The organism is Roseococcus sp. GW821-FHT12F05, assembly GCF_058806835.1.
This window is the reverse complement of the sequence record NZ_JBXAQB010000005.1, coordinates 284792-304824: the sequence shown is the minus strand read 5'-3', so window position 1 is coordinate 304824 and position 20033 is coordinate 284792. Positions and strand designations below refer to the sequence as shown.

The 20033-nt window shown below is 66.4% G+C and carries 19 protein-coding genes and 2 riboswitches; of the genes, 11 read left to right on the top strand and 8 right to left on the bottom strand.

Annotated elements, in window-relative coordinates; all coding sequences use genetic code 11:
- The first annotated feature begins 78 nt into the window (after positions 1 to 78).
- Together AC1ROY_RS15580 and AC1ROY_RS15575 are read left to right on the top strand one after the other, a co-directional pair.
- Positions 79 to 2280, top strand: coding sequence for an ATP-dependent helicase (locus AC1ROY_RS15580; protein WP_493149760.1), 2202 nt, complete (start codon positions 79 to 81; stop codon positions 2278 to 2280).
- Entirely contained in the window at positions 2277 to 3161 is an 885-nt protein-coding gene (locus AC1ROY_RS15575; protein ID WP_493149759.1) for a 50S ribosomal protein L11 methyltransferase, read from the top strand. Before AC1ROY_RS15580 ends, AC1ROY_RS15575 begins: the two co-directional genes overlap by 4 nt.
- A gap of 19 nt (positions 3162 to 3180) precedes the next feature.
- Here AC1ROY_RS15575 and AC1ROY_RS15570 read toward each other — a convergent pair whose 3' ends face one another.
- From AC1ROY_RS15570 to AC1ROY_RS15555, 4 genes are read right to left on the bottom strand one after another with little or no spacing between them, the layout of a single operon-like run.
- Positions 3181 to 5097, bottom strand: coding sequence for an AAA family ATPase (locus tag AC1ROY_RS15570; protein WP_493149758.1), 1917 nt, complete (start codon positions 5095 to 5097; stop codon positions 3181 to 3183).
- A complete protein-coding gene (locus AC1ROY_RS15565) occupies positions 5084 to 5335 on the bottom strand; it encodes an ABC-three component system middle component 5 (protein WP_493149898.1) in 252 nt (83 codons plus the stop codon). Before AC1ROY_RS15565 ends, AC1ROY_RS15570 begins: the two co-directional genes overlap by 14 nt.
- Before the next feature lie 14 nt (positions 5336 to 5349).
- Positions 5350 to 5598: an ABC-three component system middle component 5 gene (locus AC1ROY_RS15560; RefSeq protein ID WP_493149757.1), complete on the bottom strand. Its 249-nt coding sequence runs from the start codon at positions 5596 to 5598 to the stop codon at positions 5350 to 5352.
- 1 nt (position 5599) lies between these two features.
- Positions 5600 to 6238: an ABC-three component system protein gene (locus AC1ROY_RS15555; RefSeq protein ID WP_493149756.1), complete on the bottom strand. Its 639-nt coding sequence runs from the start codon at positions 6236 to 6238 to the stop codon at positions 5600 to 5602.
- 328 nt (positions 6239 to 6566) lie between these two features.
- Between AC1ROY_RS15555 and AC1ROY_RS15550 the strand changes: the two genes are divergently transcribed.
- On the top strand, positions 6567 to 7658 hold the full coding sequence (locus AC1ROY_RS15550; protein WP_493149755.1) for a DmpA family aminopeptidase: 1092 nt from the start codon (positions 6567 to 6569) through the stop codon (positions 7656 to 7658).
- Positions 7651 to 8169 carry a GrpB family protein gene (locus AC1ROY_RS15545; RefSeq protein WP_493149754.1) on the top strand — a complete coding sequence of 173 codons (519 nt, stop codon included), beginning with the start codon at positions 7651 to 7653 and terminating at the stop codon, positions 8167 to 8169. The genes AC1ROY_RS15550 and AC1ROY_RS15545 overlap by 8 nt, the downstream gene beginning before the upstream one ends.
- On the opposite strand, the gene AC1ROY_RS15540 is transcribed toward AC1ROY_RS15545, so the two are convergent.
- Positions 8130 to 8513 (bottom strand): winged helix-turn-helix transcriptional regulator, encoded by a 384-nt coding sequence (locus AC1ROY_RS15540; RefSeq protein ID WP_493149753.1) that lies wholly within the window; start codon positions 8511 to 8513, stop codon positions 8130 to 8132. The genes AC1ROY_RS15545 and AC1ROY_RS15540 overlap by 40 nt on opposite strands.
- A 106-nt stretch (positions 8514 to 8619) precedes the next feature.
- Between AC1ROY_RS15540 and AC1ROY_RS15535 the strand changes: the two genes are divergently transcribed.
- The 6 genes from AC1ROY_RS15535 (at position 8620) to gcvP (ending at position 15796) form a co-directional block, all read left to right on the top strand.
- Entirely contained in the window at positions 8620 to 9228 is a 609-nt protein-coding gene (locus AC1ROY_RS15535; RefSeq protein WP_493149752.1) for an NAD(P)-dependent oxidoreductase, read from the top strand.
- 74 nt (positions 9229 to 9302) lie between these two features.
- Positions 9303 to 10442 carry a sensor histidine kinase gene (locus tag AC1ROY_RS15530; RefSeq protein ID WP_493149751.1) on the top strand — a complete coding sequence of 380 codons (1140 nt, stop codon included), beginning with the start codon at positions 9303 to 9305 and terminating at the stop codon, positions 10440 to 10442.
- Between the two features lie 67 nt (positions 10443 to 10509).
- Positions 10510 to 10998 carry a PaaI family thioesterase gene (locus tag AC1ROY_RS15525; protein WP_493149750.1) on the top strand — a complete coding sequence of 163 codons (489 nt, stop codon included), beginning with the start codon at positions 10510 to 10512 and terminating at the stop codon, positions 10996 to 10998.
- Between the two features lie 193 nt (positions 10999 to 11191).
- Positions 11192 to 11287, top strand: a riboswitch (glycine riboswitch).
- A riboswitch (glycine riboswitch) is annotated at positions 11288 to 11392 on the top strand.
- 36 nt (positions 11393 to 11428) lie between these two features.
- On the top strand, positions 11429 to 12514 hold the full coding sequence (gene gcvT / locus AC1ROY_RS15520) for a glycine cleavage system aminomethyltransferase GcvT (RefSeq protein WP_493149749.1): 1086 nt from the start codon (positions 11429 to 11431) through the stop codon (positions 12512 to 12514).
- 10 nt (positions 12515 to 12524) lie between these two features.
- The gene (gcvH, locus tag AC1ROY_RS15515; RefSeq protein WP_493149748.1) at positions 12525 to 12899 is read left to right on the top strand and encodes a glycine cleavage system protein GcvH; all 375 of its coding nucleotides are present in this window, start codon (positions 12525 to 12527) and stop codon (positions 12897 to 12899) included.
- Complete coding sequence (gene gcvP / locus AC1ROY_RS15510; RefSeq protein WP_493149747.1) at positions 12896 to 15796, top strand: aminomethyl-transferring glycine dehydrogenase; 2901 nt, start codon at positions 12896 to 12898, stop codon at positions 15794 to 15796. Before gcvH ends, gcvP begins: the two co-directional genes overlap by 4 nt.
- A gap of 86 nt (positions 15797 to 15882) precedes the next feature.
- On the opposite strand, the gene AC1ROY_RS15505 is transcribed toward gcvP, so the two are convergent.
- Both AC1ROY_RS15505 and aqpZ read right to left on the bottom strand, forming a co-directional pair.
- Positions 15883 to 16344, bottom strand: a complete 462-nt coding sequence (locus AC1ROY_RS15505) for a nuclear transport factor 2 family protein (RefSeq protein ID WP_493149746.1) — start codon at positions 16342 to 16344, stop codon at positions 15883 to 15885.
- Between the two features lie 77 nt (positions 16345 to 16421).
- On the bottom strand, positions 16422 to 17123 hold the full coding sequence (gene aqpZ, locus AC1ROY_RS15500) for an aquaporin Z (RefSeq protein ID WP_493149745.1): 702 nt from the start codon (positions 17121 to 17123) through the stop codon (positions 16422 to 16424).
- A 177-nt stretch (positions 17124 to 17300) separates the two neighbouring features.
- On the opposite strand from aqpZ, the gene thrC reads away from it, so the two are divergent.
- Positions 17301 to 18710 carry a threonine synthase gene (thrC, locus tag AC1ROY_RS15495; RefSeq protein WP_493149744.1) on the top strand — a complete coding sequence of 470 codons (1410 nt, stop codon included), beginning with the start codon at positions 17301 to 17303 and terminating at the stop codon, positions 18708 to 18710.
- Positions 18711 to 18728: 18 nt separating this feature from the next.
- Here the strand turns inward: thrC and AC1ROY_RS15490 are convergent, their stop codons facing one another.
- Positions 18729 to 19856 (bottom strand): acyltransferase family protein, encoded by a 1128-nt coding sequence (locus AC1ROY_RS15490; protein ID WP_493149743.1) that lies wholly within the window; start codon positions 19854 to 19856, stop codon positions 18729 to 18731.
- Positions 19857 to 20033 lie beyond the last annotated feature (177 nt).

The following is a 20033-nucleotide window of genomic DNA, read 5'->3' as shown; positions in this document are numbered from 1 at the left end:
AACCTATCCCCGCTCATCGCGATTTGCCCACAGGCGCCGCGGTTGGTTGCCGTGTTCCGATGTTCTATAGACTCATGGGTGTCCGCCCCCTCCGCCCCCCAAGACTATCTGACGCGGCTGAATCCCGAGCAGCGCGCCGCCGTCGAGACGCTGGACGGCCCGCTGCTGGTGCTCGCCGGCGCCGGCACGGGCAAGACCCGCGTGCTGACCACGCGATTCGCGCATCTGCTCGTCACGGGCCGCGCGGCGCCGCACCAGGTGCTCTCCGTCACCTTCACCAACAAGGCCGCGCGCGAAATGCGCGAGCGGGTCGGCGCCATCCTGAACCGGCCCGTCGAGGGGCTGTGGCTCGGCACCTTCCACGCGCTGGCGGCACGCATGCTGCGCCGGCATGCGGAGCTGGTGGGGCTGACCTCCTCCTTCACCATCCTGGATACGGACGACCAGGTCCGGCTGCTGAAGCAGGTGATGGAGGCCGAGGGCGTCGACCTCAAGCGCTGGCCGCCCAATGGGCTGATGGCGATCATCCAGCGCTGGAAGGATCGCGGGCTGACGCCGGACCGCATCCCCGTCGCCGAGACCACGGACTACGCGAACAACAGGGGCGAGAAGCTCTATGCGGCCTACCAGGCGCGGCTGATCGCGCTGAACGCCTGCGACTTCGGCGACCTGCTGCTGCACGTGACGGAAATCCTGCGCACGAATGCCGAGGTGCTGGAGCGCTACCACCGGCTGTTCCGCTACATCCTGGTGGACGAGTACCAGGACACGAACCTGGCGCAGTACCTGTGGCTGCGGCTGCTGGCGCAGGGGCACAAGAACATCTGCTGCGTGGGCGATGACGACCAGTCGATCTATTCGTGGCGCGGCGCCGAGATCGAGAACATCCTGCGCTTCGAGCGCGACTTTCCCGGCGCGGTGATCGTGCGGCTGGAGCGGAACTACCGTTCCACGCAGCCCATCCTCTCCGCCGCCTCCGGGCTCATCGCGCGCAACGAGGGGCGGCTGGGCAAGACCTTGCGCTCCGGCCGCAACGACGCCTCCGGCGAGCGCGTGCGCGTCGTCTCGCTCTGGGACAGCGAGGAGGAGGCGCGCATGGTCGGCGGCCGCATCGAGGAGGCGCGGCGCGAGGGACAGAACCTCGGCGAGATCGCCATCCTCGTCCGCGCCGGCTTCCAGACCCGCGCCTTCGAGGAGCGCCTGATCACGCTGGCCATCCCCTACCGCGTCTATGGCGGGGCGAAGTTCTACGAGCGGCTCGAGATCCGCGACGCCATCGCCTATTTCCGGGCGCTCTCGCAGCCCAGCGACGACCTGGCCTTCGAGCGCATCGTGAACACGCCCAAGCGCGGCCTCGGCGACACCGCGATATCGGCGCTGCACAAGCTCGCGCGCGAGCAGCAGATCCCGCTGCGCTTCGCCGCGGAACGCCTCATCGAGGGCGACGCCATCCGCCCCCGCCCGCGCGCCGCGCTGCGCGAGCTCCTCGAAGGCCTCGCGCGCTGGAATGCCGGGCTGGAGAAGGAAGGCCACGTCGTCGTCGCCGCGCAGGTGCTGGAGGAGAGCGGCTACGTCGAGATGTGGAAGGCCGACCGCAGCATCGAGGCGCCGGGACGGCTCGACAACCTCAAGGAGCTGCTGCGCGCCATGTCGGAATTCGCCACGCTCGGCGCCTTCCTGGAGCACATCGCGCTGGTGATGGACGCGGACGACGCGGCCGAGGGCGAGAAAGTGAGCTTGATGACGCTGCACGCGGCCAAGGGGCTGGAGTTCGACATGGTCTTCCTGCCCGGCTGGGAGGAGGGGCTGTTCCCCAGCCAGCGCAGCCTCGACGAGGGGGGGCAGAAGAGCCTCGAGGAGGAGCGGCGCCTCGCCTACGTGGGCATCACGCGCGCGCGGAAGCTGTGCACGATCAGCCATGCGGCGAACCGGCGCATCTACGGCAACTGGACGAGCTCCATCCCCTCGCGCTTCCTGGACGAGCTGCCGGAAGCCGAGATCGAGCGCCAGGGCGCCGTGCAGCAGAAGCCCGTCATGCCCTCCTCGGTCTTCTCGGCCGGGGCGCTCTCCAGCCACCGCCGCCCGCGCGTGATCGAGGCCGGCGCCTGGGAGGTGGACCAGCGCCCGGAACGCGAAAAAGCCTTTGCCGTGGGCGCGCGCGTGTTTCACCAGAAATTCGGCTACGGCCGCGTCACCGGGGTGGATGACGACCGCCTCGACATCGAGTTCGAACGGGCCGGCGCCAAGCGCGTGCTCGACCGCTTCGTGGAGCCCGCATGAGGACACAGCCCGCCCAGCTCGAGACCCTCGTGCTCGACCAATTGCCCGAAGAGGCCGTGCCCTCCTATGAGGCCGCGCTGCTGGCGGTGAGCGCGACCGTCGCACTGTTCCGCGACGAGGCGACGGACACCTGGCGCATCGAGGCGGTGCGCGAGGCGCTGGCCGACCAGGACTGCCTCCGCGCCGCGCTGGCGCTGGCGGCGGGGCTCTCGGGCTACGAGGCCGAGCTGACGCGCGGGCCGGTGGAGGCGGAGGGCTGGCTGGCGCGCACCGTCGAGGCCTTTCCGGAGCAGGAGATCGGCACGCGCTTCCTCATCCGTCCCACGCATGTGCCGCCGCGGCGGGTCTATGGGCGCATCGCGCTGGTGCTGGATGCGGGGCTGGCCTTCGGCTCGGGCGAGCATGCCTCGACGCAGGGGTGCCTGATGGCGCTGGAGGGGCTGCACCGCGCGCCGCGGCGCGTGCTGGACGTGGGCTCGGGCAGCGGCATCCTGGCGATGGGGGCGTGCAAGCTGTTCCCGGCCGCGACGGCACTGGCGACGGATATCGAGCCGTGGTCGGTGCGGGTGGCGGAGGAGAACGTCGCGATGAATGGGCTGAAGCGGCGGATGCGGGTGATCCTGGCGGATGGGTACCGGCATGCGGCGATCCGGGAGGGGCAGCCGTTCGACCTGATCTTCGCGAATATTCTGGCGCGGCCGCTGTGCGCGATGGCGGCGGATCTGGGGGCGCATCTGGCGCCGGGTGGGCGGGCGATCCTGGCGGGGCTGTTGGGGACGCAGGCCAGGATGGTGCTGGCGGCGCATCGGAGGGCCGGGCTGGTGCTGGAGCGGCGGATTGATTTGAAGCCGTGGTGTACGTTGGTGTTAAAGAGAAAATAGAGACCGATACGATATGTCTTCAGTTACGAAATTCCAACGATGGATGGTCAATAGTGTAATGCCTGCCGACGGTATAAGAGGGTTCGTCTAGCTCTGCGGCTATCATTGCCGTGGCAAGGATGATTTGATGGTCTACCTTACTATCTTTGGAAATTCGAAGGGCCTGCCTTTGGAAATTTTGGCTTCTAACCGGCTCCATGCCCATATTTTCGTGGGTATCAATCAGACAGAATCGCGGATGGCGCATAAAAGGAAGCTTTGTAGCTGCGGCAAGAAGGGCTAATATGAGACTGCTTTTTAATATTGTGCGTGAGCTAGCAGAAAAATACGCCTGATCATTAATGGAAATCCGATTATCACGAAAACTAATCTGTACTGAATGCGGATTGTGGAAAATATCCTGACGTCTAAGGTCATTTCGGAGCAAGATCTTTACCTCTTCCGAGGTTGCAGTTGCCGCCTGATCTAACCGTTTTTGTTGTTCGTGTTCCAGAGCCTCGTTTTTTGCACGCAAAAACTCGATACGCCCACGCATGTTCTCACGTTGCTCCGACAAGCTATGTAGGCGTTGAGCTAGTTCTTCACGCCGGCTAAGTTCTTCTATCTGTCGAGAGATATAACCAGATTCTTGTAATAATTCACGTAACTTAAGCTGATCTTCGGTAGTGGGTGTACGCCGAAGTGTAGAAAAACGGACAGCGGCTTCGCGCCATGAATCAGTTAGAGATTTAATTTTGTGGTCAAGGGATGACGCGCGTTTCCGGCGTCTATCCTGGAGATCTGCTGACTGATTGATTTGGAGAGCGGTCTCGTTAATAAGGTCCGTAATTCGGCCGCGCTCATAACCTTCTTCATATGGTTGTTTGCATAAATAACATGCATGAGGTGCTCGGGATAATTGGACTGGAGCATGACAAGCCGGACATTCATTAAAATAAATATCCCCTATTGTGTCAGAAATAAACGATGAATCTCGAAGAGATTGAAGTTTATCCCTTAGACTGGCGAGAAAGCGATCGGAATCTGCTATCTTGAGCGCGATCGAATCGCGCTCCATACGTGCTCCGGCGAGTCCTTCCTGTGCCGCGACAACCGCTGCGTAAGCATCTTCCTGCCCACGAAGCGTTGGCTGCTTGCCCAAGCCAGCCTGCAAATTGAATTCAACCTCTGAAATTTCGGTTATAAGTTGCGTCGATCGATCTTCTAATTTGCGTCGCTCTATTTGGATAAATTCAAACGTAAAGGTTTCCTTTCTATCGCCGGCAACAGAAATTAAGCTGCGATACTCGGCCGTAGCGACATCAAGATCTCGCTCTAATTTTCGAATTTCCTGCTCATTATGATAGAATTCCAAGGAATGCGCGCCGAAAATAAGTCGTCCTATGGCGTCACGAATATCCGCGTTGTCAAACATACCCTGATATTTGAATATAGATTCAACAGGGCTCAACTGATCGGCATATATAATGCGCAAAAGCTGATTAATAGTCATATTTCCAGTGATGTCAGTTAAAGCCTCTGGTATATCCATAAGGCGAAAAAGCGCTTGTGAAAAACTTTCCCGTCTTTCACTTCGAGAGTAACCGAAGCGTAGCCAGTTAGCCGCTGGAGATTGAAGTGCTTCGTCCATTCTGCCGGAGAATATATCCATTGATGCGCGAGCCTTTGGTGACACATCCCGGCTTAACGTAGCCACGTGCCCGTTTATGCGGACCTGTAATAATACACGAGAACAGCGTTGGGCTGCACCACTCCAATCCTGTAAATCACCACCAAGTCCGTAAAATATGAAATTAAGTACAGTAGATTTTCCTGAGGAATTGTCTCCACGTATGATGTTGACGCCTATATGGAAGCGCTCGTCATACGCTGCCGCGTGGCTGTGATCCTCGACCCGCATCCGCTCTATTATAATGGTGGGCTTAAATTGCGTCATGTCGGTACTCAATAAGGCCGCTGCGTCGCTTTAAACCATCAGGACCGAGAAGGGGATTTTGATTGCATAAATCTAGAAGTATATTCATTAAATCCATCTGAGAATCGTTGATCTCCTTTATTCTGGTGTGGAGAGAATCAGGAAGATTTTTTTTGCCCCTTGTGATCAGTGCTTTTTTAATCTGCTTTGGATCTAAAAAATCGAGTCGGGCCAAGGTCTCTGTGGCGGCCATCTGCATCGGGGCCATTCGAGTTAACAAATCTTGATCGTCCGGAAGTGATCCGTATGGCCGCATATGATTATATAAGGGTGCAATTTACGAAACTTCATTTGGCTTCGGCGAAATTCAAAATCCGATAATCTGAATGGAAAATTAAGATAGAAATCGATAATCCGAAACTTATCCCATTCTATGGGCAGGCAATCCCTTAGCCAATCGATAATTCGCAGGCAACGAAAGGTTGCATGATATGGATCTAGAGCAGCTTGAAAGGTAAGCATATCAATGCCAACGCACGAAGCATTGTTCTGCTAGCCAATAGACCATACCCATAGCAGTGAGATGATCGATATGTAGTACGGTTGCACCGCATCCTGCGACAGTCGGTTCCACAATGCGTAAATTCACCAATTCATTGATGCTTGTTTTGGGGAGGGTTGACAATTGAGGTCTGATTTCACTCTTAAATAAATGCTCAGATTTTGCGAGAAGATAAACAAATATATCCTGAGCCGAAGCATATAATGACCATTCTTCGAGTAATTTGGCAAACATTTCTTTTTGTTCGAGGGCGTCGTCGATCTCATACTGTCGACCGGCGCGTTCCAATTTTGCCGAAAGGCCGATAACTCCGTCGGAAACTGTACCGCGATGGTACCGTCGAAGTTTCTGAACTACATCTTGACAGTGTATCTTATGTTCAACTTCGATATGCAGTTGTGCTAGTAACTGCTCTAACACACTTGCCTCTCTGGAGGCTTGATTGATAGTTATTTGAGAGTTATAGTTATCGCCAGCAATTTGATTGCCATGCACAGTCGAATATGATTGGTTTGTGCTTTTCGATCCAGAAGATGCTGGAAGATTATTAGTTGTGGGGACGGGAGTGCCCGAAGGGCGTAGAACCGGAAGGCGGCTCACTAGTGCTTGTCCCCGCCAACTTGATCGCCTCCTACAGTCGATCGACTTTGATCGACTATCCGCCCAAACAGCGAAGCGCGGTTGCTACGGGAGAAACGGAGCGTAAGTAGGGATCCGCCCAGAGCGCCGGCCAAAAAGGAACCGATGACGGTCCAGAACTCATGAGATTCGAACAACATTTCCCCCATAGTGTCAGCCCTCTAAAGCAGTTAAGGTAGGGCGATCATTAGCACAACTGAAATCGGCCAACATGCTGAGGACAATAGCATAATATGTAATCGAGGTGAACAAGTTTATTGCATTCTCAAGAATATATAAAGGAACATAAATGCGGAGCCAATCCTGCGCCCGCGACCTCCACATCGCCACCGGCATCCTCCCACCCGGCCCGCTCAACGCTATCACCGACGTCGCCGGCGTCACGGTTGGCCATGTCACGCTCATCGAGGGCGAGTCCGTCCGCACCGGCGTCACCGCCATCCGCCCGCACCCGGGAAACACCTTCCAGGATAAGACCCCCGCCGGCTTCGCGGCCGGCAACGGCTTCGGCAAATTCGCCGGCTCCACGCAGATCATCGAGCTCGGCGAGATCGAGACGCCGATCGTCCTGACCAACACCCTCTCCGTCGCCGAGGGCATCGCGGGCCTTGTGGAATGGACCCTGGCCCAGCCCGGCAACGAGCGCGTCCTCTCCGTCAACGCCGTGGTCGGCGAGACCAATGACGGCGTGCTCAACGACATCCGCGGCCGGCACGTCACCAAGCAGCACGTGCTCGACGCGCTGGCCGCCTGCGCCGGCGGCCCCGTTGCCGAGGGCTGCGTCGGCGCCGGCACGGGCACCCAGGCCTTCGGCTGGAAGGGCGGCATCGGCACCAGCTCGCGCGTGCTGCCGCGCGGGCTCGGCGGCTACACGCTCGGCGTGCTGGTGCAGACGAATTACGGCGGCGTGCTGACGGTGGACGGCGCGCCCGTCGGCCGGGCGCTGGGCCGCTATTACCTGCGCGACCGGCTGGACGACCGCGGCGGCGACGGCTCCATGATGATCGTCATCGCCACCGATGCGCCGCTCTCCGACCGCAACCTCACCCGGCTGGCGCGCCGCGCCTTCCTGGGCATCGCGCGGACGGGCTCCTCGATGGCGAACGGCTCTGGCGACTACGCCGTCGCCTTCTCGACGGCCGAGGCGGTGCGCCGCACGCCGGCCCAGCGCCAGGGCGTGGCGGCGGTGCTGGATCTGCCGAACGACGCGATGTCGCCGCTGTTCCAGGCCGTCTCGGAGGCGGTGGAGGAGGCGGTGTACAACGCCATGCTGCAGGCCGTGGATGTCACCGGGCACCAGGGCCGCCGGCTGGAGGCCATCCCGGCTGAGGAGGTGGCGCGGATCGTCCAGCACCACCGGCTGGAGAAGCACGATGGATGAGGTCGAGCTCGTCTCCCACGACCCCGCCTGGTCCGCCATGTACGAGGCCGAGGCGGAGCGCCTGCGCGCCGCGCTGCCCGAGGGCCTCGTGCTGAAGATGGAGCACTTTGGGAGCACCGCGGTGCCGGGGCTCCTGGCCAAGCCGGTCATCGACATCCTGGTCGCGGTCTCCTCCATCGAGGAAGCGCGGGAGACGGCCGTGGGGCCGCTGGAGGCGATGGGCTACGCCTTCTGGTCCGAGAACCCGAAGCGCCACCGGCTCTTCTTCGTGAAGGGGCTGCCGCCCCGGGCCGTCCGGCGCACGCACCATGTCCACATGATCGAGCCCTCGGCCGAGATGTGGGACCTGCTCCTCGTCCGCGACATCCTCCGCGCGGATCCGGAGGAGGCGGCGCGCTACGCGGCGCTGAAGCGCGAGCTGGCCGTGCGGCACCGCGAGGACCGCGAGGCCTATACCGACGCGAAGGCTGATTATGTCGCGGCGCTGCTGGCGAAGGCGCGCGAATCGTAGCGCCGCTGGGCCGCCTGCACTTCCTCGATATGCGTCTCGCCCCAGAGGCGCAGCGCATCCACCGTCGCCGCCAGCGTCTCGCCGAGCGGGGTGATCGCGTATTCCACCGTGACCGGCACGGTGGGAAAGGCGCGGCGGCTGACCAACCCGTCGCGCTCCAGGCTTTTCAGCGTCTGCGAGGCCATCTTCTGCGACAGGCCCCGGATCTCGCGGCGGAGCTGGTTGAAGCGCATGGGGCCGCGCGAGAGCAGGCCGAGCAGCAGCACCGCCCATTTGTCGGCGATGCGGTCCAGCACCACGCGGGTGGGGCAGTCAGGGTCGTAGGCGTTCCAGGCTGATATCATGGCGGTCTCCTCAGGGTGACCAGGTGTGGAGAAGGTGCCTTCTTCACAGCAGCAGGACAAGTGGGCATCTGGTTTCTATCAGAAACCCACCTAGGAGATCCTGAACATGAACGTCGCTCTCATCGGTGCCACCGGGAATGTGGGCCAGCGGCTGCTCGCCGAGCTCGTGCGCCGCGGCCATGAAGTCACCGCCATCGCCCGCCATCCGGAGGAGGTGCCGGCCCTGCCCGGCGTGACCGCGAAGACCGGCGACGTGCTGGACCCGGCCGGGCTGGCCGCGCTGCTGAAGGGGCATGATGCGGTGATCAGCTCCGTCCGCTTCACGACGGTCGAGCCGCGGGTGCTGATCGAGGCGGTGCGGGCCTCCGGCGTGAAGCGTTACCTCGTGGTGGGCGGCGCGGGCAGCCTGGAGGTCGCGCCGGGCCTGCGGCTCATCGACGCGCCTGGCTTTCCGGAGGAGTACCGGCACGAGGCCGGCATCGGCGCCGATTTCCTCGACCTGTTGCGCGAGGAGCGCGAGCTGGACTGGACCTTCCTCTCGCCGCCGGCGCTCTTCGTGCCGGGCGAGCGGACGGGAAAATTCCGGCTGGGGACGGACCAGCTCCTCGTGTGCGAGGCGGGCAGCACCGTCTCCTTCGAGGATTTCTCCATCGCCCTGGTGGACGAGCTGGAGACGCGGGCCCATTCGCGGCGGCGCTTCACGGTCGCCTACTGACGCCGTGAACGGGCGGCCTTGCGCTTCATCACATGCTTATTCATGTTCCTTCCGCAACAGCCAGGGAATTCGTGATGAGCGACATCAGCCCGGGGAAGCCGATGCCGCCCGTCGCCTGGCGGGAACGGGACCGCCTCTCGGCCCTGCGCAGCTACGATATCCTCGACTCGCCGCCCGAGGAGGCTTTCGACGATTTCGTGGAGATCGCGGCCGAGATCTGCGACGCGCCCATGGCGCTGGTCACCTTCGTGGACGAGGGGCGGCAGTGGTTCAAGGCGCGGCTCGGCCTGGGCGGGACGCAGACGCCGCTCGAACATTCCGTCTGCGCGCATGCCATCCGGCAGGACGGCGTCTTCGTCGTGCCGGACCTGTCGCGTGATGCCCGCTTCGCGCATTACCCGGCCGTCGTCCAGGATCCGAACCTGCGCTTCTACGGCGGCGCGGTGCTGGAGACGGCGGAGGGCCTGCCGCTCGGCACCATGTGCGTGCTCGACCGCAAGCCGCGGCCCGAGGGGCTGACCGAGACCCAGGAGCACGCGCTGGAGGCGCTGGCCCGGCAGGTGATGGCGCAGCTCGAGCTCCGGCGGGCGCTGCGCGAGCGGAACGAGGCGCTGGCGGAGAAGAACATCCTGATGCAGGAGGTGCATCACCGCGTGAAGAACAGCCTCTCGGCCGTGCAGACGCTGCTGCAGCTGCAGGCCGAGATGAGCGCCGATCCTGCGGCGGCGCAGGAGCTGCGCGAGAGCGCGGGGCGCGTGCTGACCTTCAGCGCGATGCACGAGCAGCTTTACCGCACGGGCGCGGCGGCGGAGGTGGACCTCTCCGCCTATCTGCGCCAGCTGGTGCGGGATCAGGTGTCCGGCCATGCGGGCGCGCGGGGGAGGAGGGCGGATTTCACCGGCCCCGTCATCGTCTGGCCGGCGTCCGAGGCGCCGACGCTGGGGCTGATCCTGGTGGAGCTGCTGACGAATTCCTTCAAATACGGGGCAGGGCAGGTCTCGGTCATGCTGGAGGTCATCGAGGGCGGCGTGATGATGCGGGTGGAGGACGAGGGGCAGCTGCCGCCGGGCTTCGATCCGGCGAAGAGCACCGGCTTCGGCATGACCATCGTCCAGGGTCTGCTGGAGAACCAGACGCGGGGGATGATGGAGATCGACCGGACGCGCCCGAGCACGAGCATCCTGGTCACGCTGCGTCGGCCGCGGCAGGCCTGACGGCTTGCCGTTGGCGGGGCGCGCGCCCCGCCTTAAGCATCGTCCCGATCAACAGGGCCGAGAATCGATGCCGACACGCAGCCATACCGTCACCTGGGAGGTCCCGGATGGGCCTTCGCCCTATGCCGGAATGCCGGCGCTGGAGGCCATGCAGGCGCAGATCGCAGACAGCGCGACGCGCAGCCCGATCTTCGCGCTGATGGGCATCCGCCTGGTGCGCGCGGAGCCGGGCCTCGCGGTGATGCAGGGCGAGGTGGGCGAGCAGCACTACAACAGCATCGGCATCGCCCACGGCGGCTATGCGGCGACGATCCTGGACGCGGCGCTGTGGAACTCGGTGCGCACGACGATCGAGCCGGGCTACGGCCACACGACGCTGGAGCTCAAGGTGAACTACGCCAAGGCGCTGACGGTGAAGAGCGGCCTCGTGACCTGCGAGGGCAAGGTCGTGAATCGCGGCAGCCGCATCGCGATCTCCGAGGCGCGGCTGACGGGGGATGGCGGGAGGACGCTGTATGCCTATGCCTCGTCGACGCTGATGATCATCAAGATGTGAGGTTCGACGTGCCAGTCGGGCCGGCCGCTCGATGATCCGCGCAGGATGGGGTGGGCGGTCCTGCCACCCGTCGCCGGGCTGACGGCGTGGCCAGCCTGCCCATTCCGAGGGCAGGCACGGGATCATGCCGGGCGATTCATTCCGGAATCGCCTTGCGCCGGAGAGGATGGGCAGGCATGTAGACCGTGCCTGTGCATCCCGCGCGGGAGAGAACCCGGTCCTCGGACCGGGTCGCCGAAGGCGCAACCGGCCCCCGGAAACGCTCAGGCAAAAGGGCCGCGTGGGATTGGGCACTCTGGAAAGATCGGACCCCGCAAGGGGCCCGGCGCCGACGGAGTAAGGAAGCCCTTACCGGTTTCTGAATCTCTCAGGTTCCATGGACAGAGGGGGGTCACGAACTCAACCGCCGCGCGATGCGGCAGGGGGATGCGTGACCGACTCAGAAGCACTGCTCACCACACCATTGGACGCGCTGCACCGCGAATTGGGCGGCCGCATGGTGCCCTTCGCGGGCTACAGCATGCCCGTGCAGTACCCGGCCGGGATCATGGCCGAGCATCTGCATTGCCGCGCAAATGCCGCACTCTTCGACGTGAGCCATATGGGCCAGGCGGAGCTGGTCGGGGAAGGCGCCGCGGCGGCGCTGGAGAAGCTGACGCCGGCCGATGTCCAGGCGCTCAAGCCCGGCCGCCAGCGCTACGGGCTGCTGCTCAACGAAGCCGGCGGCATCGTGGACGACTTCATGGTCGCCAACCTCGGCGACAAGCTGTTCCTGGTGGTGAACGCCAGCCGCAAGCACATCGACCTGCCGCTGATCGAGAGCGTCCTGCCCGCCGGCGTGACGCTGAAGCCGCTGCCGGACCGCGCGCTGATCGCGCTGCAGGGGCCGGGCGTGGCGGCGATCGCGCCGACCTCCCTGACCTTCATGGGCATCGGCGAGATCGAGGTGGCCGGCTTCAAGGTGCTCGCCAGCCGCAGCGGCTACACGGGCGAGGACGGGCTGGAGATCTCCGTCCCGGCCGAGCAGGCCGAGGCGCTGGCGAAGGCGCTGCTGGCGCTGCCGGGCGTGATGCCCGCCGGCCTCGGCGCGCGGGATTCCCTGCGGCTGGAGGCCGGCCTCTGCCTCTACGGCAACGACCTGGACGAGACGACCAGCCCGGTCGAGGCCGCGCTCACCTGGTCCATGGGCAAGCGCCGCCGCATGGCGTGGGACTTCGTCGGCGCCGATGTCGTGCGCGACCATCTCGACAATGGCGTGAAGCGCCTGCGCGTCGGCATCCGGCCGGAGGGGCGCCAGCCCGCCCGCGGCCATACCGTGATCCAGAAGGACGGCGCCGCCATCGGCGAGATCACCTCGGGCGGCTTCGGCCCCTCGGTCGGCGCGCCCGTGGCCATGGGCTACGTGGCCCGCGAGGCCGCGGCCGACGGCACCGTCCTCGACCTCATCGTACGCGACAAGCCGCTGCCCGGCCGCGTCGCGCCCATGCCCTTCCAACCCCATCGCTACGCCCGCTGAGGAGCCCCCCATGACCGAACTGCTGTTCTCCAAGGACCACGAATGGGTGCGGCTGGAGGGCGACGTCGCCACCATCGGCATCACCGACCACGCCCAGAACGCGCTGGGCGACGTGGTCTTCGTGGACCTGCCCGAGGTGGGCCGCGTCGTGACCGCCGGCGAGGCCATCGCCGTGGTGGAGAGCGTGAAGGCCGCCTCCGACGTCTATGCGCCGATCGCCGGCAAGGTGGTCGAGGTGAACTCGGCCCTGGTGGACGACCCCGCGCTGATCAACACCGAGCCCACGGGCGCCGGCTGGTTCTTCAAGATCGAGCTGGACGGCGCGCTGCCGGAGGACCTGCTCGACGCCGGCGCCTATGCCGCCTACGTGGACACCCTCGCATGAGCGGCGCCCTGGCCGAACTCGCCGCCCTCGAGGACCAGGGCGAATTCATCCGCCGCCACATCGGCCCGACCGAGGCCGACGTGGCCTCCATGCTCCAGACCATCGGCTGCGCCGACCTGGAGCAGATGACGGCGCGCACCATCCCCGCCGACATCCGCGGCATGACGCTCGACACGCTGCCGCATCCGGTGAACGAGGCCGGTGCGCTGGCCGAGCTGCGCGCTCTGGCGGACCGGAACCTCCGCAAGCGCAGCCTGCTCGGCATGGGCTATTCGGGCACGCACACGCCGCCGGTGATCCTGCGCAACATCCTGGAGAATCCGGGCTGGTACACGGCCTATACGCCCTACCAGGCCGAGATCGCGCAGGGCCGCCTCGAGGCCCTGGTGAACTTCCAGACCATGATCGGCGAGCTCACGGGCCTGCCGATGGCCGGCGCCTCGCTGCTCGACGAGGGCACGGCGGCGGCCGAGGCCGTGACGCTCGCCCACGCCACGCACAAGGGGAAGGGCAGCACGATCGTCGTCGCGACCGACTGCCACCCGCAGACCATCGCCGTGGTGCGCGTGCGCGCGGAGCCGGTCGGCATCCAGCTGGTGCTGAGCGCGCCGGCCGACCTCGCCGCGACCATCGCCGCGGAAAAGCCCTTCGCGGTGCTGACGCAGTATCCCGGCACGACGGGCGAGGTGCGTGACATCGCGCCCGAGATCGCCGCGGCCCAGGCGGCCGGCGCGCTCGCCATCGTCGCCGCCGACCTGCTGGCGCTGACCATCCTCAAGCCGCCCGGCGAGATGGGCGCGGACATCGTCGTCGGCTCCTCGCAGCGCTTCGGCGTGCCGCTGGGCTATGGCGGCCCGCATGCCGGCTACATGGCGGTGAAGGATGCCCTCAAGCGCTCGCTGCCCGGGCGGCTGGTGGGCGTCTCCATCGATGCGGCCGGCGCGCCGGCCATGCGCCTCGCGCTGCAGACGCGCGAGCAGCACATCCGCCGCGAGAAGGCCACCTCCAACATCTGCACCGCCCAGGTGCTGCTGGCCGTGATGGCGAGCATGTACGCCGTCTGGCACGGGCCGGAGGGGCTGAAGAAGATCGCCCGCCGCGCCGGCCTGCAGGCGCGCCTCGTCGCGGGCGCGGCGGAGGAGGGCGGCTTCAAGCTCCGCCACGCCGCCTTCTTCGACACGGTCTGCATCGAGACCGGCGTGAAGACGGACGAGATCATGTCGGAGGCGCTGAAGGCCGGCTTCAACCTGCGCCGCGTGGATGACAGCGCGGTCGCTGTGGCGCTCGACGAGACGGTGACGCGCGCCGAGCTCCAGGCACTCGTCGCGCTGTTCCACGGCGGCGAGTTCGCCACGCTGGAGCCGGCCGGCGGCGAGCCCGTCGCGCTGGTCCGCACCACGCCCTTCCTCGAGGCGGAGGTGTTCAACTCGCACCACGCCGAGCACGCCATGCTGCGCTACATGAAGCGGCTGGAGGACAAGGACGTCGCGCTCAACCGGTCCATGATCCCGCTCGGCTCCTGCACCATGAAGCTGAACGCGACGGCGGAGATGATCCCCGTCACCTTCCCCGGCTTCGCCGACATCCACCCCTTCGCGCCCACCGACCAGGCGCAGGGCTACATCGCGATGATCCGCCAGCTGGAGGCGTGGCTCTGCGGCGTCACCGGCTTCGCGGCCGTGTCGCTGCAGCCCAATGCCGGCAGCCAGGGCGAGTATGCGGGGCTGCTGGCCATCCGCGCCTATCACCAGGCACGCGGCGAGGGGCATCGCGACATCTGCCTGATCCCGAGCTCGGCGCATGGCACCAACCCGGCCTCCGCGGCCATGGCGGGCCTCAAGGTCGTGGTGGTGGCGAGCGACCGCGACGGCAGCGTGGACGTGGCGGACCTCAAGGCCAAGGCGGCGCAGCACGCGGCCAACCTGGCCGCGCTGATGATCACCTACCCCTCCACCCACGGCGTCTTCGAGGAGAGCATCCGCGAGATCTGCGCGCTGATCCACGCGCAGGGCGGTCAGGTCTACATGGACGGCGCCAATATGAACGCGCAGGTGGGGCTGACCTCGCCGGCCTCGATCGGCGCGGATGTCTGCCACCTCAACCTGCACAAGACCTTCTGCATCCCGCATGGCGGCGGCGGGCCTGGCGTGGGGCCGATCGGCGTGGCCAAGCACCTCGCGCCGCACCTGCCGAACCATCCGCTGGTGGCGGAGGCCGGGCCGGCGACGGGCTTCGGCCCGGTCTCGGCCGCGCCCTTCGGCTCGGCGGCGATCCTGCCCATCAGCTACGCCTATATCCGCATGATGGGCGCGGAAGGGCTGACGCGCGCGACGCAGGTCGCGATCCTCAACGCCAACTACATGGCGGCGCGGCTGCGCGACCACTTCCCCATCCTCTACCGCGGCCGGCAGGGGATGGTGGCGCATGAGTGCATCCTCGACTGCCGCGGCTTCCAGCAGGGGGGCGGCGTGATGGTCGAGGACATCGCCAAGCGCCTGCAGGACTACGGCTTCCACGCGCCGACCATGAGCTGGCCGGTCACCGGCACGCTGATGGTGGAGCCGACGGAGAGCGAGACCAAGGCGGAGCTGGATCGCTTCTGCGACGCCATGATCGCCATCCGCGGCGAGATCCGCGCGGTGGAGCAGGGGCGGATGGACCGGGCGGACAACCCGCTGAAGAACGCGCCCCACACCTCGGCCGAGGTGATGGCGAGCGAGTGGACGCATCCCTACACGCGCGAGGAGGCCGCCTTCCCGCTGCCCTATGTGAAGGCGCACAAGTACTGGCCGCCGGTGAAGCGCGTGGACAATGTCTATGGCGACAGGAACCTGATCTGCACCTGCGCGCCGCTGGAAGCCTATGCGGAGGAGATGCAGCTCCAGGCGGCGGAGTAGCGCCCTGGGGAGGGCGCCGCCCTCCCCAGGTTGTCTCGCCTTCGGCGCCAACCCCGCAAGGGGCCTTTGAGCCCCTTGACCCCAGCTTAAGCGGCCGGACGCACGAAGGCCTGCCGCGCGAAGAGCCGCCAGTTCGTGCCCTGCTTCTTCCAGACCTGCAGGATGCCGATCCGCACCGGCGTCACGCGGCCGCCGCCGGTCGTGTTGCCGGTGAAGTTGTGGCGCACGATCGCGTCGTCGGCGACCACGGCGATGGTCTGGTCGCTGATGTTGATCTCGCCGAACGGGTTGCCGCGCTCGACCAGGTTGCCGACGAACTGGGCCTTGTTCTCGATGCGCCCGGCCGAGTGGCCGTAGCTCAGCGCGTCATGGGCCAGGGCCTCCAGCGCGGCGCGGTCGGGGTTGAGCATGGCCCGGGTCAGCGCCTCGACGGCCTGGGCGACGGCCCGGTCGTCGGCGGCCCCTTGGTTGGTGGATTGGGCGGCGGCGGGCAGGGCTCCGACGAGGAGCGTGGCCGCGCCGGCGGCGGCCATATGGCGACGGTTCATGTTCATGGTGTCCTCCCTGGCCGGTGGTTCCCGGCCGTCGTTACGCTAACACGGCGTTCCCCGAAGGGAAGCTTCGGTCATTCCGAGGGCTCGTAGATCGCCCGCGCGACCACGCCCGCGATCAGCGCCCCCAGGATCGGCGCCGCCCAGAAGAGCCAGAGCTGGCCGATGTACTCGCCGCCGGCGAAGAGCGCCGGCGCGGTGCTGCGGGCCGGATTCACCGAGGTGTTGGTGATCGGGATGGAGATCAGGTGGATCAGCGTCAGCGCCAGCCCGATGGGGATGCCCGCGAAGCCCGTCGCCGCGCCCTTCGAGGTCGTGCCGGTGATGATCACCAGGAAGACGAAGGTCAGGACGGCCTCGGCCAGGAAGCAGGCGGCCATGCTGTAGTGGCCGGGGCTCAGCGGGCCGTAGCCGTTGGAGGCGAAGCTCTGGATGGTCCAGCCCTCGCGGCCCGAGGCGATCACGTAGAGCACGCCGGCCGCGACGATGGCGCCCGCCACCTGCACGATGATGTAGGGGATGACGTGCCGGTTGGCGCAGCGGCCCGCGGCCCAGAGGCCCAGCGTCACCGCCGGGTTGAAATGGCCGCCGGAGATATGGCCCACGGCATAGGCCATGGTCAGCACGGTCAGGCCGAAGGCGAAGGAAACGCCCAGGAAGCCGATGCCGTATTGCGGGAAGGTGGCGGCGAAGACCGCGCTGCCGACGCCGCCGAAGACCAGCCAGAAGGTGCCGATGAACTCGGCGGTCAGCCGCCGTGACATGTCGCTTTGCATTCGCGCCCCCTCCCTGTTTTGGCAGGATGATAGCGCGCGCCGGCCGCGGCAGGCTCGGCTGCGGACCCGAGGCGCCTGACCGAGAATCCCGATCCGGCCCAGGTGAAGGGAGTAGGCGGACCTGCCCCGCGAGCGCCCGCCCTACCGCGGCGCCCCGCAACCGCCTAAACAGCCCTCATGCGCTACGTCTCCACTCGCGGAGAAGCCGCCCCGCGCGGCTTCGAGGATGTCCTGCTCGCCGGCCTCGCCGAGGATGGCGGGCTGTTCCTGCCGGAATCCTGGCCCAGGCTGACGCCCGAGGAGTGGCGGTCGCTGCGCGGGCTGCCCTATGCCGAGCTCTCGGCCCGGCTGATCCATCGCTTCGTCGGCGACGCGCTGACGCTGGACGAGCTGCGGGGGCTGACCACGGAGGCCTATGCCGGCTTCCGCCATCCGGCCGTGGTGCCGCTGGTGCAGCTCGGCCCGGCGGAGTTCGCGCTGGAGCTGTTCCATGGGCCCACGCTGGCCTTCAAGGACGTGGCGCTGCAGCTGCTCGGCCGGCTCTTCGACCATGTGCTGAGGAAGCGCGGCGAGCGCATCACCATCGTCGGCGCCACCAGCGGCGACACGGGCAGCGCGGCCATCGAGGCCTGCCGCGACCGCGACGCCGTGGACATCGTGATCCTCCACCCCGAGGGCCGCACCAGCGACGTGCAGCGCCGGCAGATGACCACGGTGCTCTCGCCCAACGTGTCCAACATCGCGATCCAGGGCAGCTTCGACGACTGCCAGGACCTGGTGAAGTCCATGTTCGTGGACGCGCCCTTCCGCAGCGAGATGCGGCTGGCGGCGGTGAACTCCATCAACTGGGCGCGCATCGCGGCGCAGATCCCCTACTACGCCTATGCCGCGCTGAGCCTCGGCGCGCCGGACCGCGAGGTGGCGGTCTCCGTGCCGACCGGCAATTTCGGCAACGTGCTGGCGGCCTGGGCGGCGCGGCAGATGGGGCTGCCGATCGCGAAATTCCTGATCGGCTCCAATCGCAACGACATCCTGGCGCGCTTCCTCGCCTCCAACGACATGACCGCGAAGCCGGTGGAGCCCTCGCTCTCGCCGTCCATGGACATCCAGGTCAGCAGCAATTTCGAGCGGCTGCTCTTCGAGCTGCTGGGCCGCGACGCGAAGGCCACGGCGCAGCAGATGAAGGACTTCCGGGCCACCGGCCGCATGCCGATCCCGGATGCCGCCTGGCGCGAGGCGACGAAGCTCTTCACTGGCTTCACGCTGGACGATGCCGGCACGCTGGGCGAGATTCAGCGGCTGCATCGCGAGACCGGCTACCTCGCCGACCCGCACACCGCGGTCGGTACCGCCGCCGTGCGTGCCCTGATGCCGGAGAGCCGCATTCCCGTCATCGTCGCGGCGACGGCGCATCCCGCGAAGTTCCCCGATGCGGTGCAGCGGGCGACCGGGATCCGGCCGCCGCTGCCGCCGGCGCTGGCCGACCTCTACGAGCGGCCGGAGCGCTTCACCGTGCTGCCGAACGACCTCGGCGAGGTCGAGGCCCAGGTGCGGGCGCATGCGCGGCGGAACACGGTCGACGCCTGAGGCCGCCGGCTTCCCGCCCTAACGCGCCTCGTAGGGCAGGCCCGCCGGCACCCGCGGCGTGCGTGGGCGGATCCGGCGCGCGAGCCGGTGCGCCGGCATCTCCACCCAGCGGCACATCAGCGCCGCCGCCGGGAGCGACAGCGCCACCGCGATCAGTGCCGCCACCTCCGGCACGTCCTGGTCCCGCAGCAGGTGCGTCGCTGCCAGCAGCAGGGGCAGGTGGACCAGGTAGAGGCTGAAGGACACGCGCCCCAGCCAGACCAGCGAAGGGCGCCGCATCTCCCGTGCGAAGGGGCCGTCGCGCTGCGCCAGCAGGATCAGCAGCGCCGAGGCCAGGATCACGCCGTAGTCATGCGCCGCCATGGCCATGACCAGCACCGCGATGCCGGCCGCGAGGGCCTGGGTGCGGTCCAGCCGCGGCAGCCGTCCGAGCGCCAGGGCTGCGCCCGCCGCGAAGGCCGGCAGGAAGCCGGCGGTCGCCGCGAAGGTCTTCAGCAGGCTGCTGCCCAGCGCCACGTCGCCCTCCGGCATGCCCGCGAGCCGCGCGATGCCGGCACCGAGCAGCGCCACCGCCATCAGCAGCGCCAGATGGCCGCGGAACAGCAGCACGAAGGGCAGAACCAGGCTGATCCGCCATTCGTGCACGAGGCTCCAGAGCACCGGGTTCAGCTGGAAGCCGTTGCCGGCGCTCAGCAGCAGCGCCTGCTCGGTGAAGCCCTTCCAGCTCCACATCTTCGCCCAGGTCGCCGTGCCGACGAGGCCGGGCGTCTCGGGCGGCAGCGGTTCCTCCCAGAGCAACAGCTGCAGCCCGGCCGAAAGCACCAGCGAGGCCAGCACCGGCAGGCCCAGCCGCACCGCGCGCTGGGCCGCGTAGTTGGCCCAGCCGGCGCCGCTCAGCACGCTGCCGGGACGCGCCTCCTCCTGCGCCGCGAGAGCGCGGGTCAGGACGTAGCCGCTCAGCACGAAGAAGAAGATCACCGCGGGGCGCCCCGCGCCGACGAGGCGCAGCGGCGTGGCGTCCAGGACCCAGTGCAGCCAGTCCGGCAGCTCCGGGAGCGAAAGATAGGCGTGGTGCAGGACCACGATGAGCGCAGCGATGCCGCGCAGCGAATCGAGCTCGATGAGCCGGGTCGTGCGTGTCGTCATGGGCTCCCTGATCCGTCCGGCCCAAGGCATGGGGGCGATGCCTTTGCGACCCAAATGGGGCGCGGCCCTGAGGGTCGGGGGGCGGCCACGCGAGACACGCCGCGCGGGGCGTCGCCCGGCGGCAATTGTGCAACTGCGAAGGCGCGGAAGGGTTGCAGGGCCGGCCGCCCTGTGGGC